Below are 20,922 nucleotides of genomic sequence, written 5' to 3' on the forward strand. Positions count from 1 at the left end.
GGGCCCACTCAGGGTCATCCGGAGGCCTGCGTTTCGGGGCTGGACCCGGAAGCGGACGGCGACGGGGCCGGTGGCGTGGAGCTGGACGGCGGCGGGGTCGACGGCGGCGGCGTGCTGGAACTGGGCGGAGTCGAAGGCGAGGACGGTGGCGGCGTCGATGCCGGCGGGCTGCTCGGCTTCGAGGGCGGCGGCGTCGTCGTGGGTGGCGGCGTCGTACCCGGGTCCGTGGGAGCGGGGCGCCAGCTGATGTGCACCTGCAGGCCTCCGGGCAGGAACGTGATGCCGCCCTGGCCACGGCCACCGGGTCGCCGGAAGACATGCACGGACACCGTTGTGGACTGGCCGTTCTGCAGGTGGCCGGAGGAGGTGCTCAACCGTAGGGGCCCCCATGTCTTGGCCCGCCAGGAAACCGGACCGCCCTCGGCGCGAAGAGTGATCGTGGCGTCTGAGCCGCCGGCCAGGTCGATGTGCAGCGGCGAGGCCGAAAGCGTCCCACTGCCGCCGGGCGGCCTCGGATGGGGCGCGCCGTCAGGGGCGGAGTGATACTCCTTGCGCGGCGGTGACGGCAGCGCGGTGGGCGGGGCCGCAGAGCCGCGCGCCCCCAAGGGAAACGTCGCGGAAACCGGCGAACCGACCAGCCCACCCAACCCGGAATCGGAAGGCGGGTAGTCCCGTAGATCCGTGGGCGGCAGGATCGGGGCCACACCAGGACTCGGCAGCCGGCCCGAAGCGACCGTTCCGGACGGCCGGTCGCTCACAAGCCAGACGAACGCGACGGCCCCAGTGCCGAGGAGAAGCACAACCATCGCCGCAGCCGCCACTCCCCGCACAGCAGCCCGCAAACGCCCTACCCGCACAAAACCGCCCCGCCGCACACCGGAAGCCGACGCGATCCCAGCCGCCGCACTGACGCCAGCCGGTACCGAGCCCACCGGCGTGCCGCCACCCGACGCGGCGCTAGTCCGGGCGGCTCCAGCCAACGTGCCGCCAGACGGGGCAGCGCCAGCCGAGGCGGAGCCAAGTGGCGCGTCGTCAGTCGGGGCGGCACCAGCCGACGTGTCGCCAGCCGAGGTGGAGCGAACTAGCGTGCCGTCAGTCGCGGCGCCAGGCGGGGTCGCGTCAACCGGCGTGCCGCCTGGCTGGGCGGCGTCAGGCGGCGTGGTGGCGTTGGATGGCGGTTGGCTACGTCGCGGGGCGGGTCGGCGGCGGGCGATGGGCCATAGCGGGAAGGGGGAGCGTCGGGGTCGGCGCGCGAGGATCGAGCGGCGTGGGAGGCCTGGGCGGCGTGGGAGTGCGAAGCGGCGCGGCTGGGCCGGGAAGCCGCCCGGCGTGAACTCGGTGATCCGGGTCGCCACGAACAGCCGGTATCCCACCAGTTCGGGGTCGAGGAAGCAGCTCATGACGCGCAGGCGTAGCGCGTCCGGCGGGTCGGCCTGTGGGAGCAGGCCGTACACCTTGGCGGCCGAGACCGTTCGCGGCCGGAACGCCTCGCACAGGGCGCACTCCTCGGCGTGCCGCAGCAGGCGGAGCCGCAGGTCGAGGTCCATCTCGCCGCGACGGTCGCGGAGGATCACGCCGCGGTCAGGGCAGCCGTACGGCCCCTGGTGCGCGAGGATCTCGGCCGTCAGCGCCACTTCGAGCTCGGCGTGCGCACGGTCGAGTGCGGCCTGGGCCTCCTTGACCGGCAGGTCGAAGACGGCGGCGAGATCGGGCACCGACAGCTGGTGGCGGACGCGCAGCTCCAGGATCTCCCGGCTGAGCGGCGCCAGCCCGAGCACGGCCTGCCAGGCCATGATCCGCTGGTCGACGTCCTCCTGGTCATGGCTGGCGACCAGCAGGTCCGGCTGCTGGCCGCCGTACGGCATGCGGCGCCCGCACTCCATCCGCGCGACGGCGTACAGCCACGGCCCGAACCGATCCGGATCGCGCAGCTTGTCGACGTGCGCCTCCGCCACGATGAACGTGTCGCGCAGCGCCACCTGGGCGGCGTCACGGTTGCGCAGCTGGAACCAGCAGTACGCGTAGAGCCGGTCGGCGTACGCCTCGTACAGCGCGGCGGGGCCGCCGGAGTCTCGTGATCGCAAAACCTCGACCAGGAGGTGGTCATTCATACCTTCGAAAGTAAAGGTTCCGAGGGGTGTTCACCGGCAATTTCAAAGGATCGCGTTAATGGCATTAGTCGGAATTGTGCAACTTGCCGGACTATTGCGTTCAGCTGCCGGACCTGCGCTCATGCCTTCACAGCCTCCATCGGCATACGACCGGAAGGAGAGATTTGGCAAGCGTTAGGGGTAGAACAAAATTACACCCAAAGGGATCACTTACGAGAGAGGGTGTCCAGCATTGGTGGAAGCGCCCGTTCTGCGGCGGCCGCGACGGTCGCCACCTGGGCGCTGGTGAACACCACGGGCCGGGCCGTTATCAACTCCGGCAGTGGACGTGCCGCCACGAAGAACACCCCGCCATGGCGGAGTCCGTTACGCGGGACCCTCGCTCCATGGACCGCGACCATCGGAGTCACGGCCACTTCGTAGTCGAGCTCCAGAGACAGTGACTCGGCGACCGTCCGGGCGCTCCGTGTTGCGGCACCGGCCAGGTCTCCCGCGGGTTTGTCACCGATCCACAGCCGCCGTCCCTCCGAGCGCAGCCGAAGACCCCAGCGCCACCGGCGGCTGGCGATGGCGTACACACCGGTGAGGCCGATGACCAGATGGTCGAGATTGGTCGAGGGTGTGCGCGGCAGCGCCCGGTCGTGGAGTACGCGAAAGCCCGTGGGGTCGAGCCGCGCGAGGCTGCGTCCCGTACGACGTTCCGCCACCGCGCCCTGACGCCATCTGGTGGCCGGGCCCGGGCGCGCGCGTTCGTACATGGTGAACGCGGCGAACGCCGCCAAGGCGCCCCCTGGACCGGCCCACCACACGCTGAGCCCCGCCACGACTACTCCGACGCCGCAAGCCAGGACGCCACGAAGCAGGAGCCGTTCCTGCCGGTGCTCCGCGGCGAGCATGCGGTATCGCGACCAGGCAGAGGCTCCGGCGCTGGACGTGCCGACACCGCTGAAGCGCACCGAACGCCCCTTCTCCTCCAGCCTTCCAGGGCTGCCCAAGTCGCCAGCGTGAGCCCCTGACGTCGGGAGTTCAAGGACTTTGACCTTCTTGATGCCGACTCGCGGGGAAGTCCATGATCGCTTTACCCTCATTGACACTGTCATCATTACAGTGTCACTATCGGGGGCATGGAGAGCACCTGGACCATCACCGAGCTGGCGGACCGTGCCGTCGTGGCCCTCGCCGCCGACGGCTCCCCGCGGGCCAACGGCCGGGTGCGTGATCTGCCCAACGAACGGCTGATCCGCTGGTACACCACGATCGGCCTGGTGGATCCGCCCCTGGGCCGCCGGGGCCGCACCGCGCTCTACGGTCCCCGCCATCTCCTCCAGCTCGTCGCGATCAAGCGCCGCCAGGCCGCGGGCCGCTCGATCGCAGAGATCCAGGCCGAGCTCACCGGCCTTCCCGACGCGACCCTGCAAGAAATCGCCGAGCTCACCGACCTGCCGGAGCCGCCGGAGCCTCTCGACACCCCGCTCCGTGAGCGCTTCTGGGCTGCCCGTCCGCCTGCCTCGACGACCGTCGACGGTCTGGCCGCGCCCCGACCGATGGCTGCTCAGCCCGTTCAGGGTGTACGGCTCGCGCCGGATCTCACGCTGCTCCTGAACGTTCCGTCGCTCGGCGAAGGCGACCTTGCCGCGATCGAGACGGCGGCACGGCCGCTGCTGGACGAGCTCCGGCGGCGCGACCTGATCGGTACCGACACCAGTTCCCCGTCCGCCGCCCCCTACGGGAGGTCCTCGTGACCGTGCACATCACACCGCTGCCCGAACCCGTAACGCCGCCCCAGGCACCCGGCGGCGGACTCGGCGCACTTGCCACCGACAAGGGCAACTTGCCGCTGGACTCCGTCGACGTTCACGCCGCCATCACCGGCTTGGCCGCAGGTATCGAGGTCGTGCAGGGTTTCCACAACCCGTTCGACATACCTCTGGAAGCCACGTACGTCTTCCCGCTACCGGACCGTGCCGCCGTCACGGCGATGCGCATGGAGGCGGACGACCGGGTGATCGAGGGCACGCTCAAGGAACGCGGCCAGGCGCGGCAGGACTACGACGAGGCGATAGCCGCCGGCAGGCGCGCCGCGATCGCCGAGGAGGAACGGCCCGATGTCTTCACCATGCGGGTCGGCAACATCCTCCCGGGCGAGCGGGTGACAGTCCATCTGAGCCTCAACCAGCCGTTGCCGTACGAGGACGACGCCGCCACTTTCCGGTTCCCGCTCGTGGTGGCCCCGCGTTTCATCCCGGGTTCGCCCTTGGACGAGGCACAGGCGGGTGACGGTGTCGTGCCGGATACCGACGCGGTTCCGGACGCGTCGCGCATCAGTCCGCCGGTGCTGCTGCCGGGCTTTCCCAATCCGGTGCGCCTGTCGGTCACCGCGGACATCGATCCGGCCGGGCTGCCGCTCACCGAGATACGTTCCGCGCTACACGTCGTCAGTGAGACCCAGGAGAACGACGAGCGCGGCCGTACGACCATCCGTCTTCAGCCAGGCGAACGTCTCAACAGAGACTTCATCCTGCGTCTCGCCTACGCCTCGCGAGACGACGAGGAGGAGGAACTGGCGGCACTCTCCCTCACGCCGGACGAACCGGACGCAGCGGAAGGCACGCCTGCTGAAGTGGGTGGCACGTTCACGCTGACAGTGTTGCCGTCGGGCGCCTCCCGGCGCCGCTCCCGTCCCCGGGACGTCGTCCTCATCCTCGACCGGTCCGGCAGCATGCACGGCTGGAAGATGATCGCGGCGCGGCGGGCGGCGGCACGGATCGTCGACACGCTCACCGCCGACGACCGCTTCGCGGTGCTCTCCTTCGACAACGTCGTCGAACGGCCGCGTGACCTGGACGCCGGGCTGTCCGCCGCGACCGACCGCAACCGGTTCCGCGCGGTCGAGCACCTCGCCTCGATCGACGCGCGTGGCGGCACGCAGATGTCGCGGCCGCTGGACGAGGCGTGCACGCTGCTGGCCGACTCGGTCAACGACCGCGTGATCGTGCTCATCACCGACGGCCAGGTCGGAAACGAGGACCAGATCCTCGCGCACCTGGCACCGCGCCTGCACGGGATCCGCGTTCACACGGTCGGCATCGACCGCGCCGTTAACGCGGGTTTCCTGCGCCGTCTGGCGGCCGACGGCGCGGGCCGGTGCGAGCTCGTCGAGTCCGAGGACCGGCTCGACGAGGCGATGGAGCACATCCACCACCGCATCGGCGCGCCGGTCGCCACCGAGCTGACGTTGCACGCCGACGGCCTCGGCCTCCTCCCGGACACGGTCGCGCCGCGCCGCCTCGGCGCGTTGTTCCCCGGCGTACCGCTGGTGATCTCTGGGCGGTACCGCGGGGTCCCGTCCGCCGCGAGACTGACCGTTCGCGGCGTCACGTCCGACCGCACGCCGTGGGAGCGGACCGCCACCGGCACCGTGACCAAGGACGCCGCGCCCGCCGCCGTCTGGGCCCGCGCGCATCTGCGCGACCTGGAGGACCGGTACGCGGTCGACGGCGGCGACGACCTCGAACGCCGCATCGTCGACACCTCGCTGCGCTTCGGCGTGCTCTGCCGGTTCACCGCGTTCGTGGCGGTGGACAGCCGGGTGGTGGCCGAAGGCGCCGACGCGCCCCATCAGGTCGTGCAGCCGGTCGAGATGCCGGACGGATGGGCGGCGGCGCCAGGCGTCGCGATGCCGCTGGCCGCTTCGAGGATGGCTGAGTCCATGTCGTACGGCGGCCCGCCACTGGGCGCTGCCGGATCGGCCCCTGCGCCGCCCGCGGCGCCTATGGGCCCTGCGGCCTCCGCCGTTCCTGCCGTTCCTGCCGGTCCCGCCGTTCCCGCCGCCGAGTTCGGCCCGCCTCCGCCGCCCAGGCCTCCTGGCGGGCCAGGTGGCGGCTTCCGTGGGACCAGTGCACGTCCGGTTGATTTGGGAGGCGGGGACGTTCCGGAGTCCGCGGCTCCTAGCTCGGGGACGTTCGAACGTCGTCGCGCAGGCAGGCCCGCAGCGGCCCGTTCGTCTGCCGCACTGGCCGAGGCTCGCCGTGTCTTGGCCGAAGAGCTCCAACGGCTCCGGCAGGTCGGCGCCCAACGCGACGTACAGCACCTCAAGGATCTGCTCACCAAGCTGGAGCCGATCGTTCAACGTTTGGACGAGTGCGGCGTCGACCGTGGCTTGGCCGGGCCGCTCTCGGCGCTGGCTACAGATCTCCAGGTCGTCCGAGCCGAGACCGCCCCCGCGGATCTCGACGCGCTCTGGGACCGTGCCCTGCGCACCCTGGCCGACTTCGTCGCGGCCACTGGCAGGAGCACCAAGCGCCCGTTCTGGAAGCGTGGCCAATAGAAAGGAAGAACGTGGGCGTCCTCCCGGGTCAGGAGGAGGACGCCCACGTCAACGAATGATCAGGCGTGCTGCGGCTGGTAGCGACGCCGGATCATCGGTACGAGGTTGAACAGGAGCCCGCCCAACGCGACCGCGGTGACGAGGTTGATTCCGGGGTGGAACTGGCCGAAGTCGTTCCCGCCCTCGGAGCCGCTGGCGAGCAGGGCGGTCACGACCGCCAGGACCAGCGCGGCGCCGACCTGCATGGCCGTCTGCACCAGGCCGGAGGCCAGACCCTGTTCGGAGTCGTCGATCCCCTCCGTCGCCTGAGCCATGATCGAGCTGAACCCGAACGCGAACCCGCCGCCCAGCAGCAGCATCGTCGGCAGCACGGTGAACGCGTAGTGCGGCGCGGTCCCGGCCGTCGTGAGGAACCACACGTAGCCCAGCGACATCGACGTCATCGCGGTCAGGATGAGCGGCGAAGTCCCGTACCGGTCGATCAGGCGGCCCATGAACGGTGAGCCGAAGGCGACGAGAAGTCCCGCCGGAAGCAGCGCCATCGCCATCTTCAGCGGCGACCAGTGCAGGACGTCCTGCAGGTAGAGCGTCATCATGAACTGGAAGCTGAGGTAGGAGCCCATCAGCGCGACGACGCTCAGGTTGGCGCGCACGATCGTGCCGACCTTCAGGATGCCCAGCCGGATCAGCGGGTGGGCGACCTTGTTCTCGGTGTAGAAGAACGCTCCGAACAGCGCCGCGGCCAGCACCACGGAACCGACGGTCACCGGGTCGAGCCAGCCCCGTTCGGGAGCCGACACCACCGTGTAGACGGCCAGCAACATGCCCGCGGTCAAAGTGATCGCGCCGACCAGGTCATGGCCGCCCTCCTCGGCGCGCTTGTCCCGGGGGATCAGGAAGTAGCCGGCCACCAGGGCGAGCACCGCGAGCGGGACGGGGGTGAGGAAGGTCCACCTCCAGCCGAAGCTGGTGAGCAGCCCGCCGAGGATCAGGCCGGACGAGTAACCGCTGGCGCCGAACACCGAGAACACGGACAGTGCTCGGTTGCGCGCGGGGCCCTCGTGGAAGGTCGTGGTCAAAATGGACAGGGCGGTGGGCGCGGTGAACGCGGCCGCGAGGCCCTTGACGAACCGGGTGACGATGAGCAGCGTGCCGTTGTCGACCAGGCCGCCGATCAGCGACGCGACGGCGAACACGCCCAGTGCGATCAGGAAGATCTGGCGCCTGCCCAGAAGGTCGGCCGTACGGCCGCCCAGCAGGAGCAGACCGCCGTACCCGAGCACATAGCCGTTCACGATCCACTGCAGCGACGTGGTCGACAGGCCGAGTTCGGCGCCGATCGACGGCAGGGCCACGCCCACCATCGACACGTCGAGACCGTCAAGGAACAACACGGCGCACAGCACCGCGAGGACGCCCCACAGTCGCGGGGTCCAGCGCTGCTCGCCGGGCTCTGTGGCTTGGGAGGGCGGGGTGACGGAAGACGTTTCGGTGATAGTCACGTCGGAGGACAGTACATGCACACGCATCAAATGTCTACGCACAAGATTCGTCGGCAATTAATGCGTTTGCATCCAGCCGGGCCTATCCCCTAAGATGCGCCCATGACGTCGGAGACCGCGCTGGTCGACCGCTGGCGGAGCCTCGCGGCCTGCTACAACCAGGTCGCCTGCCACCTCGACCGGGAGCTGCAGGCACAGCACGGCCTGTCCATGAGCGAGTTCGAAGCGCTGGACCGGCTCGTCGGCCTTCAGTCCGAGAAGTGCCGCATGCAGGAGCTCGCCTCCGACATGTACCTGAGCCAGAGCGCCCTTTCGCGCACGGTGGCCCGCTTGGAGAAGCACGGCCTAGTGCAGCGCGGCCTCTGCGAGGCCGACCGCCGTGGCGTCTTCGTCAAGCCCACCGCCGCCGGCATCGAGCTCCACGCCAAGGCCCGTGAGACCCATCTCACAATTCTCAGTGAGCACCTGGCCTCCACCTCGTCCTCCACCTCCGCCTCGTCCTCGTCCTCGTCCTGACGAAGGCACCACCTCACGAACACACCATTACGGTGAGTGGCCGCTCGTCGGCGCCGCCGAACGCCGTGGCCCTGCGCGGCCAGGATGGGCGTCGCTAACCGCATCAACGTCCAGGCCGAAACTGAGCACGAAGAGTGGCGGGCGATAATCGCCGTTCCGTGACCGGACTTACCGCCATGACGCCATCACTACAGCGTGATCGTCATACCTCGGAATATGACCGGGTGGCCATATCCGAGGCGCCGGTTATCCGTTCTGTGATGGTCGGTGAAAACTGGACGGAAATGGCAATGAACATTCACTTTCCTGGTTACGATGGCGAACCAGCCCGGCACCGCGTTCTTGATGGTGAGGAACGGAGTCCTCCACGGAGTTGTGGATGTGAACGCTTTCGTGACGCGATCCGACGACACAGACCGTGGGGCGGACGGACCGATCTGGGCATTTGCCCCCAATCCGGTGGTCGCCGCCGACGTCGGCGGCGTGATCAGTCAGCTCAACGACGCGGCCCGCACGTTGCTCGGGTCCGCGGCGTGCGGAGCGCCCTTGGCGGAGGCGGCTCCCGCCTGGCTCCACCGGGCCCACCAGCAGCAGGTGGACGACACGGTCTCGGCCACCCCCGTACGAGGGCCGATAGGCGGACGCACATTCGAGGCGCATCCGACGCGCTGGACCGCCGAGGGCGTCACCAATATCGTCTGGTGGCTCGTCGAGGACGCGCGGCAGCGGTCGGCCCCGGAAGCACTGCGAACCGAACGAGAGCGTGCCGAATTCCTCACCGAGGTCTCAAGCGACCTTTCATCTCTGGACATCGATCTCTGCCTGAATGCGAGCGTGCGTTTGGCCGCGCGGCACCTGGCGGATCTGGCGGTGGTGGTGACACCGAAGGCCGGATGCGGATACTCGATGGTATTTTGCGGCCCGGACGGGCGAGTGGTCAGTGACGACCTCGACCTTGAGCCCGATCAGGTGCCGGGATTGGCCGAGGCGTTGCGCGGAGTCCCGCCCTCACAGCCGATCGATCCCGCGACCGTTCCCGAACGGTTCTTCCGCGGCCGGCTCGACGATCCAGGCCTGATGGTGGTGGCGGCACTGCCCGCTCCGCGCGCTCCCGCCGGCGCGCTGGTGCTCGTACGGCGGTCCGGCCGCGCCGCTTTCACAGCGGGCGAGGAGGCGTTCGCGCGCCTGTTCGCGGCCAGGGCCGGGACGGCGATGTCGGCCGCGCGCCTCTACGCCGAGCAGTCCTCGATCACCGAGATCCTCATGCGCGAGCTGCTGCCTCCCCGCACCCCCGACCTCGAAGGCGTCGAGCTGGCCGCCGGCTACTGGCCGTCGGAGGACGGTGAACGCGTCGGCGGCGACTTCTACGACCTCTACCCGGCGACCGGCTGCGGCCAGGAGGCGCTGGTGGTCCTCGGCGACGTGTGCGGCAAGGGACTTCCGGCCGCCGTGCTGACCGGCAAGATCCGCAACGCCCTGCAGGTACTGCTGCCGCAGGCCGACGACCACCACCACGTCCTCAGCCGGCTCAACCAGATGATGTTGCTGAACGGCGACCCCAGCAAGTTCGTCACCCTGGTGCTGGCCTCGGTGCGGCGTCACCGTGAACGGGTGCGGGTGCGCCTGACCTGCGCCGGGCACCCGGCACCCCTCGTCCTGCGGGCCGACGGCACCGTCGAGGAGGTGCCGACCGTCGGGACCCTCATCGGCGTCATGGAGGAGGTCGCGACCGACACGGTCCCCGTCGAGCTCGCGCCCGGGGAGACCTGCCTCCTGCACACCGACGGCGTCACCGAAGCCAAGGGCGGCCCGAAGGGTAACGAGCTGTTCGGCGACGACCGGCTACGCCAAGAGCTGGCCCAATGCGCCGGGTCGACGCCCGACGCACTGGTGGAACGTATCCAGCGGCTCGTATCCGAATGGGTCGGTGACGGCCGCCACGACGACATGGCCCTCATAGCCATCGCCCCACGCTGACCCGCCGCCGTACGCCCGGCGGCGCTCAACCACGCGTCCCGACCCGCTCGGCCAGGAAGTCCTCCCACGTCCGCTGGCCGGTGGCCTGGTCGAGGGAGAGGTTGCCGCCGTCACGGTAGGCGCGGGCGGCCTTGCCGGGGAGCCTGACCGGCACCATCAGCCGGCGCTTGCCCACCGCGTTCAGGTAACCGCGGACGATCTCGTCCATGCCGTACACCGTCGGCCCGGCGATGTCGGCCACCAGGCCGGCGGGTTCGCCGAGCGCCAACCCGGCGAGCCGCTCCGCCACGTCCCCGGCGTCGACGGGCTGGAACCGCATCCCCGCCGGCACCGGAATGACCGGCATCTTGGCCATCCCCCGCGCCGCGGTCAGCATGAAGTCATGGAACTGCGTGGCCCGAAGGGTCGTCCACGGCAGCCCCGACCCTTCCACGGCCAGCTCCGCGGCCCGCTTGGCCGCGAAGTAGCCGAACATCGCCCGGTCGACCCGGCTCTCGACCGGAATCCGGTCGGCGCCGACGACCGAGATGTACACCAGATGCTGTGAACCGGCCCGCGCGGCCGCCTTCACCAGATTCCGCGCCTTGTCCTCGTCACCCTTGGTGCTCCCAGCGCAGTGCACGATGGTGTCGGCCCCGCCGATAGCGGCCTCAAGCCCATCCCCACTAGCCAGGTCCCCCGTTACGTACTCGATACCGTCCTTGGCCTCGTGTCTGCTACGGCTGAGCACCCGCACCGTACGGCCCGCGTCCACCAAGAGCGGCGCCACAAGCCTGCCGAGCGTTCCCGTACCACCAGTGAGCAGGATCGTCATGATTTCCTCCGATGCGATTCGTCGACTCACTGCACTGACGGGCCGAACCGATCGAACGTGACAGCGAGACCGGCGGCCTAGACGAGCGCCGCCGTCAACCGCCGAGCCTGGGCCTTCAGAGACCGACCAGCAGTGACCTGCCGCTGCGACTCCGCGTGGGCCGTCGGTCGGGGGAGATCTACCGGAGCCTACGCACGCGAATTTGCCGGCGTGACGTCCAGGGACCCGGATGACCAGATCGGTCGATGGTGGACCAGCGACAGCCGCCAGCCGTGGGCCGTCCGGGTCGCCTCGAAACGCGAGCGTCCACCGATCTGGGCGGTGACCTCGGGGGCGAGCGCTCCGGGCGCGGGGGTGCTGGGCGCCATGGTGAGCAGCATGTTGGTGTGGACGGTGGCGTGGTCGCCGTCCAACTCGACCAGGAGGTTGGTGACCAGATGCTGGTGACGCTGGTCGGGTGTGTGGTTGCGGGTGGCGAGCGCGATCACGTGGTCGATGCCCTGCACCTGGCCGCCGGGGGTGTCGGCGCGGGCGTCGTCGGCGAAGACGGACCGCGGGTCGCCGACCCCTTCGTCCAGCCACCGATAGAGCCGGCGGATCAGATCAGTGACCTCAACCCGATCGGTCAGCTCCTGGAGCTGCCGCTGAATCTGGGCGAGATCGGTGGGGTCGGTCATAGGGCTTCCTCACGGGTTGTCGGACGTAAACAACGCTGGCCACACCAACGTTGACTCGACCAACGATAACACGTTCGTGGGTGCACCCAACGTTATTCGCAGATCGCCCGCACACGACACCATCACGCCAGGTCAGGTCAGGGGTTTGCGGGGTTCACGTGCGAGGCCGCCTGGGTCCGCTGATAACAAAAGCCCCCTTGCGGGGATCGCAAGAGGGCTTCGAGGTGGAGCCGCCTATCGGAATCGAACCGATGACCTATTCATTACGAGTCTCACGAACAAGATCCACCCCCGTCCAGATCCGCCCCCCGACCTGCCCAGGAGCCCCTCAACGCGCTCCCCGGTTCCACACGCATCCAGGCTCATCCAGAGCCGTTGTTAGCACCCGCGTTAGCACTCCCCCGAACACCTCCGGCACGGTCCGGAGTGCTCGTTCGCGCGAACGGCGAGACGGTGTGACAGACCGATTCGCGCGAACGAGTGCTCCGGCACGCGGGGGGCTGGGGGCTGCGAAGCCCCCGCTTCAGGCACGTTCAGCCGAGGCCCTTGGCCCAGCCTCTTCCGCGCAAGCACGGATAGCCTGCGAGTATTGCACCTACCGCAACACTGCCCTTCACGAGAATCCGTCACATCGTGCGCCAACCTAGCGCGGATCGTAAGGCCCGATCCAGAGCGGGTCACAGTGAGATTTGCATGGAGCCATTATTGACCCTTTCGACGAAGAGGTGGACTACCTTTCCCCGATACCTCTTCTGAAGCGACTTCCCCCCATACCCTTCATCAGGCTCGATTGATTCGATCACTTGCCACCCCTTCCCCTGCAACCGACGTACCGCCTCGTCGACCGCGACTCCAGGGGCAAGATCCGTTTCCAAGAACGGTGCATCGCCCGAGTCGCAGATAGCCACTAGCTCAACCGGCTTGGTGTGGAGTCCCGCGATATCAGCTTCGACAACCTCGCGAACCGCTTCGAGTTTCTTCGGCGAATATTCGCACCCTGTCATACTCACGAACAGATAAATGACCACCGCCGACGACAACGCAAGACAAGCAAGCAAAGCCCCAATGACGATTCCCACCGAGTGACGTTTGATCACGCCCACCTGAGCGCTCCTAGCTTCTCTTAGATATTCGCTGGCGTTGAGGGTGATGCTGATCGCTGCCCCGTCTCGCTGGAATGCGCCCCCCGCTGGTTGAGATCTTGCTGCGGTCTTCTGGGTTTGCTGCGGTGGGGCGGCCGCGCCGGGTCGGCCCGGAGAGGCCGCATGCCCGGCGCGGACCGCCCGGCGACCGCGTAGCGGGCGCCCTTGAAGACGTAATGAAAGTTCTCATCCGGCAGGCTGCGGGGCTTGGGTCGGATGTCGTCAGCCGACTTGTTGCTGGTCCTCGTAGCGGCGGCGCCATGCTGCGCAGCGGATGACGTATCCGGGGAGATGCTTGGCTTCGAAGTCCTCGGCTGACCAGTCGTCGGAGCCTACTTCGGCCTCCGGGTTGCATGCGTAGACCCATCCATGGCGGCCGTCAACGAGGTCGATCCGCTTGAGTTCGTACACAGGGTCTTCGAACGCGTCCAAGGTGCGCCACTCGGCCGGGCTGAGTCCTGTCAGCAGGTGGCCGGTCGCGGTGGCGTCTCCTGGAACGAGGCCCGGGTAGACGCGTTCGGGAAGGGTGACGACTCGCCAGCCCTCGGCCGCTGCGGGTTCGTGTTGGGGGACACGGTCAATGAGGGCGAAGAGGACCTCAGGAAATTGGAGGCTTCCATAGACGAACAGGGCCTCCGGGCCCACCGATAGCCGGTCCCTCTGGCCAGAGTTCGGCGAGGTCGGACGGGGTGAGCGGGGCTCGGTATGCGGCATGGAGTACCTCCCGGGACACCTTAGCGTCAGCCTCGGCGAGGGCGGCAAACCAGTCGAACCCTGCTGGATACGCCCACATGTACGAGCGGTGGTTGGGGTCGGTGCCTCGGTCGGTGAGGTAGCCGGAGATGGTCTTGTCAGACCACCAGGGCATCCAGGCGCGTAGGTGATCGGCACACTCGATCGCTGGGGTGCCTGCGTTGAGCGCACGGTGGACCTGAGCCAGGACGAGCTGCGCGTAGTGAGTGACCCATACGCGGGTGATGAGCACCTTGTCGTCAGGCAGAACGAAAAGGGGCCACGCTTGGGCGAGTCCTTCGAGCATGACTTGCTGCGGGGCGTGGATCGACAGGATGCGGACCCATGGGACGTCTTCGGTGACTGCCTGGGCTGTGAGGCTGGCACTCTGGAGGCCGTGGCCGAGCACTTCGTGAAGGGCGAACTGTTTGGCACCGACTTGAGTGAACTCGACGTTGGGCAGATTGAGGCGGAGTCTGACGTCTTGGCCGGCGCCGTCCAGCCAGTACGCCCAGTACGCATCGATCTCGGCGGTCTCGATCGTCAGCCGGTAGGGAGCGGTGCTGCCGGTGGCTTCCCGGATGACCGGTTCAAGGTCCTCGGCCGCCTGGCGGATGGCATCTGGTGCCTCGCTCTCGTCAAGGGGGCCTTCGAGCTGGCGGAGCTCGGTGTTGGTTTGCGGGCCCCATTCGATACCCAGGTCGGTCAGGGCGGCGCGGGTTCGCTCGGCGCATTGCGCCATGTACTCAGTGGGCCATCCGGCCGCGGGGCAGCCCTGCGTGGCGCGAACGTAGTCGTCCAGTGCAGGGCGTTCGCCGAGGAGGGCTCCGAGGTACGCAAGGTCGGCATCCAGCCGTGTCGCCAGAACGGCGGATGCGGCGGGACGTAGGGCGGCGAGTCTGCGGTAGGCCGTGAGCCGGTCTGGGATCGGTTCGCCTTCCGGGCCGTTGGGGAAGCAGTCGAAATCGATGATCGGGGAGGCGCCCCGGCTGATCTCGTGCGCGTTCCATGCTCGGAGAACGGCCTCGATCTCATCACGCAGGCTCATGCGGTACATCCCATCGCAGTGTGAGGGCTTGGTTCGGGCGTAGGTGTGTCCGTGTCAGGGTCATCACGACGTCGTCGCCCTCGTAGTCCCACACAAGGTCGTCTTCGGCAGAGTTCTCCGATCCGTTGGGCTCCTCTTCGGTTGCCCAACAGCGGAGGAGCTGCCCGGCGCCCTGGTGGCGAATGCGGAGTGAGTAGTGCCGGAGGTAGCGGTGTACTGACTGGCGCCAGTAGTGGTCTTCGAGGAACTGCCCGCCCTCGCAGGTGAAGCCAACAGTGGCCGACTCCCCCGGCTGGATCGGTGGCGAGATCTGGCAGGCGAACTTGGACAGGTTCGCTGTGTCATGCACGCGCTGAATCATCACCCGGTGATCCGGGTCGCTGATGGGCACGATGCGGAGCTTGGCTTCGGTGTTCTCGAACCACACCTCACGAGCAAGCCTGCTCATGGGCTTGTCGCACAAGTTGAGCAAGTGATGGCGGTAGGTCACGCGAGACCAGCCGTCAGGATCGATGTCGATGTCTGCGCTCATCGACAACTCGACGACATTTCCGGCGAGGTTCGCGAACTGAGCGGTCTCTTCGTCCGTGAGTCGAAGGGCCTGCTGTAGCTCCAGGAGCCGGTGGCCGAGCGTGCGGGCTTCTTCAGTGGCGTCTTCGACAGAGTCCAGTTGCGCTGGGGCAACCAGTGCGTAGGCCGGGGCAGGTGCTCGCCATTCCACGTCACCACGTGGGGAGGTCAGGCGTTCATCGATGGCGCTGAGAAGCTGGGTGGCAGTGCTCGGCTGGACTGCCTGCGGGCCGTCGATGTCGCTTTTCGGGCGGTCGCCCTGGTCCCAGGGAATGCGCTCGAACAACTGCTCAGCGGTCCACTCAGGGAACATCTTCTCCAGCACCCGGCACGCGTCGGGGAAGGGCAGTCCCTTGATCTCTCCGTTGGTCCAGCGGTGGAGCTGCGCCCGGCTCGGCCCATGGCCGACCAGAGAAGGGTCGACCAAGCGGGCGGCTTTGTCGTACTCGGCGGTGAACGTCCGGTGCGTCTGCCAGTGCCGCTCCTGGAGCAGAACCTTGAACCGCACAACAAGGGGGGTCGTCATGATCAAGCCTTCCGACACCGCGAACGTAGCACGAGACGAGACATAGAAGAGACGAGACGAGCACAAGGCGCACGAGATGCGTTACACGCGGTATCGCTGTGCGACGCGTCTCCCAGCGAAGCTCGTTGGTGTGATCGACGGCGGGACCGGTGACTGGGTGAGGGCGGCTCGATGGTCGTACCCCTGGTCACTGGTCCCCGCCTCCACCGAGGGGCGAACCGATGGAAACGAACATGGCGCTTGAGTTGGACCTGCTCGCAGAGTTGCGCGCCGCGCTGGCCGAAGAGGACTTGACGGCCGATTTGCGCGAGGACTTGGCGGCGCTGGCGGTCTCCACCGATACACCCGACGTGTGCCTGTGGGTCTTTGTCAGCTTCACCCAACGATATTTCTCCTGGGCACGAGGCAACCACCAGCATCCGGTCAACGACGTGGCCGGGGCAGCCCGGCGCATTGCCACGCACATCAGTGGTCTGCACCTGCTGGGCGGCGGCGAGGCGGGAGACGGCTCATGAACGAGGCTCAGCGTGAGCACGAAATGCCCCGTGTAGTGCGGATCGACTCCGCGCGGTCTATGCAACCAGGCGGAAAGAAGGCGATCAGGCTGACGGAGGAAGAACGGGAGATCCTGCTTAAGGAGCTCGCTGAGGTTACTGCGGAACTGGATGAGCTTCAGAGCCGGACGGTCGAGCTCGCTGCGCGGGTACTTGGTCCGATCTGCGTAGAGCAGCCCCGGTCGGCGTGATGAGCGGCGGGGCCGGTGACGGGTGTCCGTGTCACGGCTCGACCCCGTGCGGGCCGTTGCAAGGTGGTCATTCTTCCCCGCGTTGCCGGCCCCGCTTTCAGTCCTGGAGGTACGGACGATGACGAAGACGGCGCGTCTGAGGCGTGCAGCTCGCAGAGCCAAGGACGAAGCGGAGCGGCGGACGCTGGACGAGCTTCAGGCGGAGTTCGCTGGTTGGAAGATCTGGCGTGCTCGGCGGAGTCGTGACGGTCTTCCGGGTGAGTGGCTCGCGACGCTTCATGACCCGCAGGTGGGGGTCTCGCAAACGCTGATGGAGCGCACCCCGGACGAGCTGCGCGCGGCGCTCCTGCGGGAGGCGAACCTCGCGCAAGCAGGTCACGCGCACACCTACCTGTGAGCATGCACCACATCAGGACGACGAGGAGGGATGAGGATGAGCTTTGAGCGCAGACGTGGAACGACGGCCGATGCACCCTCGGTCGCAAACCCGCGCCGCGGGCACCTGGAGGTGCTGTGCGCGAAGGTCAACGCGCATCCGAACCTGGGTGCTGGGTTCGTCGAGCGCCTGAGTGTCGTCGTCTTGAACGTGACCTGCGTCGGCGCGGTCGGCGGGCGTGGTCTCTCCCAGGAGATCTGTTGTGATCTGTTCGGCGAGACGTGGTGGTTCATCTGGGCGAACGATGGAGCGCGGATCGCTCCGGTGTCGGAGCTGGATGCGGCGCTTGGGGAGATCGTTGAGCAGATGGGGGCTGGCTCGTGAGCAGTCTGCTTCCGATGGCGCTGTGGATGACGGGCTTCGGGGCCGTGTGCCTCATCTACGGGCTGGTTTGGGGCTTTCTGCTGGGTGGTGGCTGACGTGGGGATCACCAGGGACGGCATCGACGTACAGGCCGCGAGCATGAGCGGCGGGACGAGCCATGAGCGGGAGCGGTTGGCGGCGCTGGGTGATGCGCTGTGGCGGGACGGTGGTGTCCGGGTGGAGCACACCGGGATCAGCGTTCATGGCCTGACGGTTGGCCGATGCGTGCAGGTGGCCTGTCACGCGCAACCTTGGGACGGTCCGTTGTACTTCTGTGAGCCGCAACCGGACGGCGACCCGTGCCGTGTCCTCGGCCCGGCCGACAACGTCACGCAGGTCGCCGGGCAGATCTTGCGGCGGGTGCGCGCTGAGGCGGGCGGGGTGTGCGGATGAGCCCGGACACCACACCCGGCGTTGATCCCGAGCAGATCCGCGCGGAGTGTGAGGCGGTGATCATGTCGGGAGTGTTCGGGGGGTATGACGCCGCGCTGGGGTATTTCGCGCGGGTCAAGGCCGTGCCGGGGATGGCGGTGGTCGGGCCGGTGATGGCTGAGACGTTTGCGGATGCGATCCAGCGCAGTGCCACGGCGGCGGGTGCGGTGCTGCATAGCGGCGTGGCCGATGTACGGCGGTTCCTGCCTTCGGAGCGGCACGCCTACGCGCGGCTGCCGGCCGGTATTCCTTTGGAGACCCGGCTCCAGGGGCGCGGTATCCATCGCGCCATGCAGCGCCATGCGCACGCCTACGTGACGGCACGGGCGCGCGGCGAAGACGAGCGGGCGAGCGCGGTACTCAATCGGCTGAGTGAGGACCAGCTCGGGCAGTTGGTGTTCATGCTGTGGGCGACCGCGATGCAGGCCGCACGCGCGGCTCTCGCTCACCTGGAGTAGGACCACCCGGGCCTGTACGTCAAAACGCTGCCCCGAGCCGCGCGGTACGTCTGCGAGATGACGTACTCGGAGACATCCCGGACGGAGTTGGACTGTTCGCGCATCCTGAGGGCCGCGGCTTCCCTGAGCGCTGACATGGTCGGGGCCTGCCGGTGTGACCGAAGGTCACCCCGAAGGGGCAGCCGTTAAGGCGAGTCCGGCCGGCGCCGTTGCGGCAATTCCGTCTCAAGCGTCGCCACACCTAGAAGCCGCTGCCCGGCACCTGGCCGCATTAGCTGTCCCGGGAGCGTTCTTCGATCTTGTCGAGCCGTTGGGACAGGCTGCGGATCTGCGCCCGCATCTCCTGAAGATGGGCCGAGAGGAGGGTGAATTCCTCGCTTGGCTCCTGGGCGCTCTCGCCCTCGTCTTCGACCTCGGAATGATCCGGCATGGCAAGAACGAGACTGGGGCTGCCTTGTCGGCTCTGGATGAGCCCCTCTTCGCGGAGCACGGCCAGCGCTCGTTCGATCGTGGCTCCGGCTGAGTCGAATCGCTCTTTGAGCTTGGCGATCGACGGGAGGGTCTCACCCACCGGGTAGCGCCCTGCGGCGATGTCCCTGCGTAGCTCGTCCGCGATCCGCACATAGATCTTTCGCCGGTCGACGGAACTTGATTTGCCCATGTCAGGAGCATAGCGCGGCCACTTAGGTTCGTGGGTTCCCAGGAAAGTTCTGGCCAGAGGTTTGACTTTGCTACTTTCATGGGTAACCTACTCATGCAGGTACCCGAGAAACAGCCTGGAGGCTGGCATGCGAAACATCCCCGTCGACACCTCGGCTCTGACCTTCGTGTGCGTGTCCCCGCCGCGCCCCAAGCTGGTCAACCAGGACACCGGTGAGATCAAGCGGGACAAGAACGGCGACGACGTCTATCAGGTTGGTCTGTCGGCCGCGAACGAGCTGGGCCGCGTCGACCTGGTGAACGTGGCGATCACCGGTGACCCCGGCGTCGCGGTCGGTCAGATCGTCACCCCGGTCGGGCTGGTGGGGTTCTACTGGGAGCAGACCATCAACGGCGAGAAGCGCGCGGGTGTCTCGTTCCGCGCTGAGCAGATCGTTCCGGTGACCGCTGCGGCGGCTGCCTGATGGACGGGCAGACATTCGCTCTGGTGCTCGGGGTCCTGGCCGCTGCGGCGGCCGGGCTCTGGGCCTGGCGCCACTGGCACCCGCTGTCGTTCTGGTACGGCGTCGGTTACCCGCTGCGCGCTCTGCACGTCTACCTGACGTGGCGGGCGGTGGCGGCGGGCTGCAAGCTCACCCGCTCCAAGCGCGCGTTCCGGATGACGCTGGACGCACTGCCGGTGGTCGGCCCGGCGGCCAGGTCGGCCGCTCAGGTGGTGGAGTACAAACGGCGCGTCCGCCGCGTGGATGTCGAGCAGGCGCCCCGGCTGGGGCTGGTGCTGCCGACGCCGTACGGGTGGCGGGTGCGGCTCAAGCTGCACGACGGCCAGATCCCCGACGACTACGCCAAAGCCGCCGAACGCCTCGCGCACGCCTGGCGCGTGCATGGTGTGCGTGTCCTGGCGCGCAGGCCGGGCCGTATCACGCTGCTGGCCACGCGCCGTGATCCGCTGGTGCACATCGCTCCGTCTGGTGGCTGGTCGGGGGAGCTGCTGGTGGTGCGTTTGGGCAACTTGGAGAACGGCGAACCGTGGGTGATCGACTTTCGGGCGGTGCCGCACTGGATCAACGTCGGCGCCACCCAGTCGGGCAAGTCGAACCTGTGCAACGCCATCATCAAGGAGCTGGCTCCTCAGCCGGTCGCGCTGGTGGGGTTCGACCTCAAGGGCGGCGTGGAGTTCACCCCCTACGCGCCCCGGTTGTCGGCGCTGGCCACCAACCGCAAGGAATCGGTCGACCTGCTGCAAGACCTGCTCGGCGAGGTACACAACCGGATGGCGCTGTGCCGTGTCCACGGTGCCCGCAACGTGTGGAAGCTGCCCGAGGAGCTGCGGCCGATGCCGATCGTGGCGCTGGTGGATGAGGTCGCCGAACTGTTCCTGATGGCGGACAAGTCCGAGAAGGACGAGGTGGCGCGCACCGGTACGGCGCTACTGCGGATCGTGCAGCTCGGCCGCGCGTTCGCCGTCTACCTCATCATCTGCGGGCAGCGCATCGGTTCCGATCTCGGCCCCGGTGTCACCGCGCTGCGGGCACAGCTCTCCGGCCGGATCTGCCACCGCGTCAACGACCCCGAAACCGCCAACATGGCGCTCGGTGACCTGGACCCCGCCGCCCTGGACGCCGCACGCCTCATCCCCGCCGAAGCGCCCGGGGTCGCGGTCGTGGCCGGACAAGACGGCACCTGGCACCGTGCCCGCTCGGAGTACGTGAGCGAAGAGGCCGCCGAAACCGCCGCCCACACCTACGCAGACCTCGCCCCCGCCTGGGCTGAGCTGATCGGCCGCGACCTCACCGCCGCCGCATAACTCTCGCCACTCCCTTCGGGCCTGGCGCCCCCGTGATCGCGCCACGTCCCTACCCGACCCATGCCACAAACCGCCCTGG

The 20,922-nt window shown here is 68.1% G+C and carries 21 protein-coding genes; 11 read left to right on the forward strand and 10 right to left on the reverse strand.

Features of this window, described 5'->3' with window-relative positions; genetic code table 11:
- Positions 1 to 14: 14 nt before the first annotated feature.
- Positions 15 to 2,111 (reverse strand): RNA polymerase sigma factor, encoded by a 2,097-nt coding sequence (locus ABD333_RS23370; protein WP_344544110.1) that lies wholly within the window; start codon positions 2,109 to 2,111, stop codon positions 15 to 17.
- A gap of 206 nt (positions 2,112 to 2,317) precedes the next feature.
- Positions 2,318 to 3,106 carry a nuclease-related domain-containing protein gene (locus ABD333_RS23375; RefSeq protein WP_344544111.1) on the reverse strand — a complete coding sequence of 263 codons (789 nt, stop codon included), beginning with the start codon at positions 3,104 to 3,106 and terminating at the stop codon, positions 2,318 to 2,320.
- Positions 3,107 to 3,235: 129 nt separating this feature from the next.
- Here ABD333_RS23375 and ABD333_RS23380 point away from each other — a divergent pair, with 129 nt between their 5' ends.
- Both ABD333_RS23380 and ABD333_RS23385 read left to right on the forward strand, forming a co-directional pair.
- The gene (locus ABD333_RS23380) at positions 3,236 to 3,853 is read left to right on the forward strand and encodes a MerR family transcriptional regulator (protein WP_344544112.1); all 618 of its coding nucleotides are present in this window, start codon (positions 3,236 to 3,238) and stop codon (positions 3,851 to 3,853) included.
- On the forward strand, positions 3,850 to 6,438 hold the full coding sequence (locus ABD333_RS23385; protein WP_344544113.1) for a VIT domain-containing protein: 2,589 nt from the start codon (positions 3,850 to 3,852) through the stop codon (positions 6,436 to 6,438). Before ABD333_RS23380 ends, ABD333_RS23385 begins: the two co-directional genes overlap by 4 nt.
- Before the next feature lie 59 nt (positions 6,439 to 6,497).
- On the opposite strand, the gene ABD333_RS23390 is transcribed toward ABD333_RS23385, so the two are convergent.
- Entirely contained in the window at positions 6,498 to 7,940 is a 1,443-nt protein-coding gene (locus tag ABD333_RS23390; protein ID WP_344544115.1) for an MFS transporter, read from the reverse strand.
- Positions 7,941 to 8,042: 102 nt separating this feature from the next.
- Between ABD333_RS23390 and ABD333_RS23395 the strand changes: the two genes are divergently transcribed.
- Together ABD333_RS23395 and ABD333_RS23400 are read left to right on the forward strand one after the other, a co-directional pair.
- Positions 8,043 to 8,456: a MarR family winged helix-turn-helix transcriptional regulator gene (locus tag ABD333_RS23395; protein ID WP_344544116.1), complete on the forward strand. Its 414-nt coding sequence runs from the start codon at positions 8,043 to 8,045 to the stop codon at positions 8,454 to 8,456.
- Between the two features lie 381 nt (positions 8,457 to 8,837).
- Positions 8,838 to 10,433 (forward strand): PP2C family protein-serine/threonine phosphatase, encoded by a 1,596-nt coding sequence (locus tag ABD333_RS23400; protein ID WP_344544118.1) that lies wholly within the window; start codon positions 8,838 to 8,840, stop codon positions 10,431 to 10,433.
- Positions 10,434 to 10,458: 25 nt separating this feature from the next.
- Here the strand turns inward: ABD333_RS23400 and ABD333_RS23405 are convergent, their stop codons facing one another.
- The 6 genes from ABD333_RS23405 to ABD333_RS23430 form a co-directional block, all read right to left on the reverse strand.
- Positions 10,459 to 11,247: an SDR family oxidoreductase gene (locus tag ABD333_RS23405; protein WP_344544120.1), complete on the reverse strand. Its 789-nt coding sequence runs from the start codon at positions 11,245 to 11,247 to the stop codon at positions 10,459 to 10,461.
- Positions 11,248 to 11,435: 188 nt separating this feature from the next.
- Entirely contained in the window at positions 11,436 to 11,924 is a 489-nt protein-coding gene (locus tag ABD333_RS23410; RefSeq protein WP_344544122.1) for a nuclear transport factor 2 family protein, read from the reverse strand.
- Positions 11,925 to 12,601: 677 nt separating this feature from the next.
- Positions 12,602 to 13,027 carry a hypothetical protein gene (locus ABD333_RS23415; RefSeq protein ID WP_344544124.1) on the reverse strand — a complete coding sequence of 142 codons (426 nt, stop codon included), beginning with the start codon at positions 13,025 to 13,027 and terminating at the stop codon, positions 12,602 to 12,604.
- Between the two features lie 261 nt (positions 13,028 to 13,288).
- Positions 13,289 to 13,711: a gamma-glutamylcyclotransferase family protein gene (locus ABD333_RS23420; protein WP_344544126.1), complete on the reverse strand. Its 423-nt coding sequence runs from the start codon at positions 13,709 to 13,711 to the stop codon at positions 13,289 to 13,291.
- The gene (locus ABD333_RS23425; RefSeq protein ID WP_344544128.1) at positions 13,665 to 14,846 is read right to left on the reverse strand and encodes a hypothetical protein; all 1,182 of its coding nucleotides are present in this window, start codon (positions 14,844 to 14,846) and stop codon (positions 13,665 to 13,667) included. Before ABD333_RS23425 ends, ABD333_RS23420 begins: the two co-directional genes overlap by 47 nt.
- Positions 14,833 to 15,942: a hypothetical protein gene (locus ABD333_RS23430; protein WP_344544130.1), complete on the reverse strand. Its 1,110-nt coding sequence runs from the start codon at positions 15,940 to 15,942 to the stop codon at positions 14,833 to 14,835. Before ABD333_RS23430 ends, ABD333_RS23425 begins: the two co-directional genes overlap by 14 nt.
- A 221-nt stretch (positions 15,943 to 16,163) precedes the next feature.
- Between ABD333_RS23430 and ABD333_RS23435 the strand changes: the two genes are divergently transcribed.
- The 5 genes from ABD333_RS23435 (at position 16,164) to ABD333_RS23455 (ending at position 18,376) form a co-directional block, all read left to right on the forward strand.
- A complete protein-coding gene (locus ABD333_RS23435) occupies positions 16,164 to 16,457 on the forward strand; it encodes a hypothetical protein (RefSeq protein WP_344544132.1) in 294 nt (97 codons plus the stop codon).
- Between the two features lie 348 nt (positions 16,458 to 16,805).
- Positions 16,806 to 17,084 (forward strand): hypothetical protein, encoded by a 279-nt coding sequence (locus ABD333_RS23440; protein WP_344544133.1) that lies wholly within the window; start codon positions 16,806 to 16,808, stop codon positions 17,082 to 17,084.
- Positions 17,085 to 17,120: 36 nt separating this feature from the next.
- Positions 17,121 to 17,447: a hypothetical protein gene (locus ABD333_RS23445; RefSeq protein ID WP_344544135.1), complete on the forward strand. Its 327-nt coding sequence runs from the start codon at positions 17,121 to 17,123 to the stop codon at positions 17,445 to 17,447.
- A gap of 96 nt (positions 17,448 to 17,543) precedes the next feature.
- Positions 17,544 to 17,879, forward strand: coding sequence for a hypothetical protein (locus ABD333_RS23450; RefSeq protein ID WP_344544137.1), 336 nt, complete (start codon positions 17,544 to 17,546; stop codon positions 17,877 to 17,879).
- A complete protein-coding gene (locus ABD333_RS23455; RefSeq protein ID WP_344544139.1) occupies positions 17,876 to 18,376 on the forward strand; it encodes a hypothetical protein in 501 nt (166 codons plus the stop codon). The genes ABD333_RS23450 and ABD333_RS23455 overlap by 4 nt, the downstream gene beginning before the upstream one ends.
- Before the next feature lie 271 nt (positions 18,377 to 18,647).
- Here the strand turns inward: ABD333_RS23455 and ABD333_RS23460 are convergent, their stop codons facing one another.
- Positions 18,648 to 19,037 carry a GntR family transcriptional regulator gene (locus ABD333_RS23460; protein WP_344544140.1) on the reverse strand — a complete coding sequence of 130 codons (390 nt, stop codon included), beginning with the start codon at positions 19,035 to 19,037 and terminating at the stop codon, positions 18,648 to 18,650.
- Between the two features lie 127 nt (positions 19,038 to 19,164).
- Here ABD333_RS23460 and ABD333_RS23465 point away from each other — a divergent pair, with 127 nt between their 5' ends.
- Positions 19,165 to 19,500 (forward strand): SCO3933 family regulatory protein, encoded by a 336-nt coding sequence (locus tag ABD333_RS23465; protein ID WP_344544142.1) that lies wholly within the window; start codon positions 19,165 to 19,167, stop codon positions 19,498 to 19,500.
- Positions 19,500 to 20,843: an FtsK/SpoIIIE domain-containing protein gene (locus ABD333_RS23470; protein ID WP_344544143.1), complete on the forward strand. Its 1,344-nt coding sequence runs from the start codon at positions 19,500 to 19,502 to the stop codon at positions 20,841 to 20,843. The genes ABD333_RS23465 and ABD333_RS23470 overlap by 1 nt, the downstream gene beginning before the upstream one ends.
- The last annotated feature ends 79 nt before the right edge of the window (positions 20,844 to 20,922 follow it).

This window comes from Actinomadura fulvescens, from assembly GCF_039533225.1.
In the GTDB taxonomy this organism is placed as follows: Bacteria; Actinomycetota; Actinomycetes; order Streptosporangiales; family Streptosporangiaceae; genus Spirillospora; species Spirillospora fulvescens.

Excerpts from the sequence above, each read along its gene's own strand:
- ABD333_RS23370 (WP_344544110.1), bottom strand. The coding sequence starts at position 2,111 with ATGAATGACCACCTCCTGGTCGAGGTTTTGCGATCACGAGACTCCGGC.
- ABD333_RS23380 (WP_344544112.1), top strand. The coding sequence starts at position 3,236 with ATGGAGAGCACCTGGACCATCACCGAGCTGGCGGACCGTGCCGTCGTG.
- ABD333_RS23395 (WP_344544116.1), top strand. The coding sequence starts at position 8,043 with ATGACGTCGGAGACCGCGCTGGTCGACCGCTGGCGGAGCCTCGCGGCC.
- ABD333_RS23405 (WP_344544120.1), bottom strand. The coding sequence starts at position 11,247 with ATGACGATCCTGCTCACTGGTGGTACGGGAACGCTCGGCAGGCTTGTG.
- ABD333_RS23410 (WP_344544122.1), bottom strand. The coding sequence starts at position 11,924 with ATGACCGACCCCACCGATCTCGCCCAGATTCAGCGGCAGCTCCAGGAG.
- ABD333_RS23425 (WP_344544128.1), bottom strand. The coding sequence starts at position 14,846 with ATGAGCCTGCGTGATGAGATCGAGGCCGTTCTCCGAGCATGGAACGCG.
- ABD333_RS23430 (WP_344544130.1), bottom strand. The coding sequence starts at position 15,942 with ATGACGACCCCCCTTGTTGTGCGGTTCAAGGTTCTGCTCCAGGAGCGG.
- ABD333_RS23435 (WP_344544132.1), top strand. The coding sequence starts at position 16,164 with ATGGAAACGAACATGGCGCTTGAGTTGGACCTGCTCGCAGAGTTGCGC.
- ABD333_RS23440 (WP_344544133.1), top strand. The coding sequence starts at position 16,806 with ATGACGAAGACGGCGCGTCTGAGGCGTGCAGCTCGCAGAGCCAAGGAC.
- ABD333_RS23445 (WP_344544135.1), top strand. The coding sequence starts at position 17,121 with ATGAGCTTTGAGCGCAGACGTGGAACGACGGCCGATGCACCCTCGGTC.
- ABD333_RS23455 (WP_344544139.1), top strand. The coding sequence starts at position 17,876 with ATGAGCCCGGACACCACACCCGGCGTTGATCCCGAGCAGATCCGCGCG.
- ABD333_RS23460 (WP_344544140.1), bottom strand. The coding sequence starts at position 19,037 with ATGGGCAAATCAAGTTCCGTCGACCGGCGAAAGATCTATGTGCGGATC.
- ABD333_RS23465 (WP_344544142.1), top strand. The coding sequence starts at position 19,165 with ATGCGAAACATCCCCGTCGACACCTCGGCTCTGACCTTCGTGTGCGTG.
- ABD333_RS23470 (WP_344544143.1), top strand. The coding sequence starts at position 19,500 with ATGGACGGGCAGACATTCGCTCTGGTGCTCGGGGTCCTGGCCGCTGCG.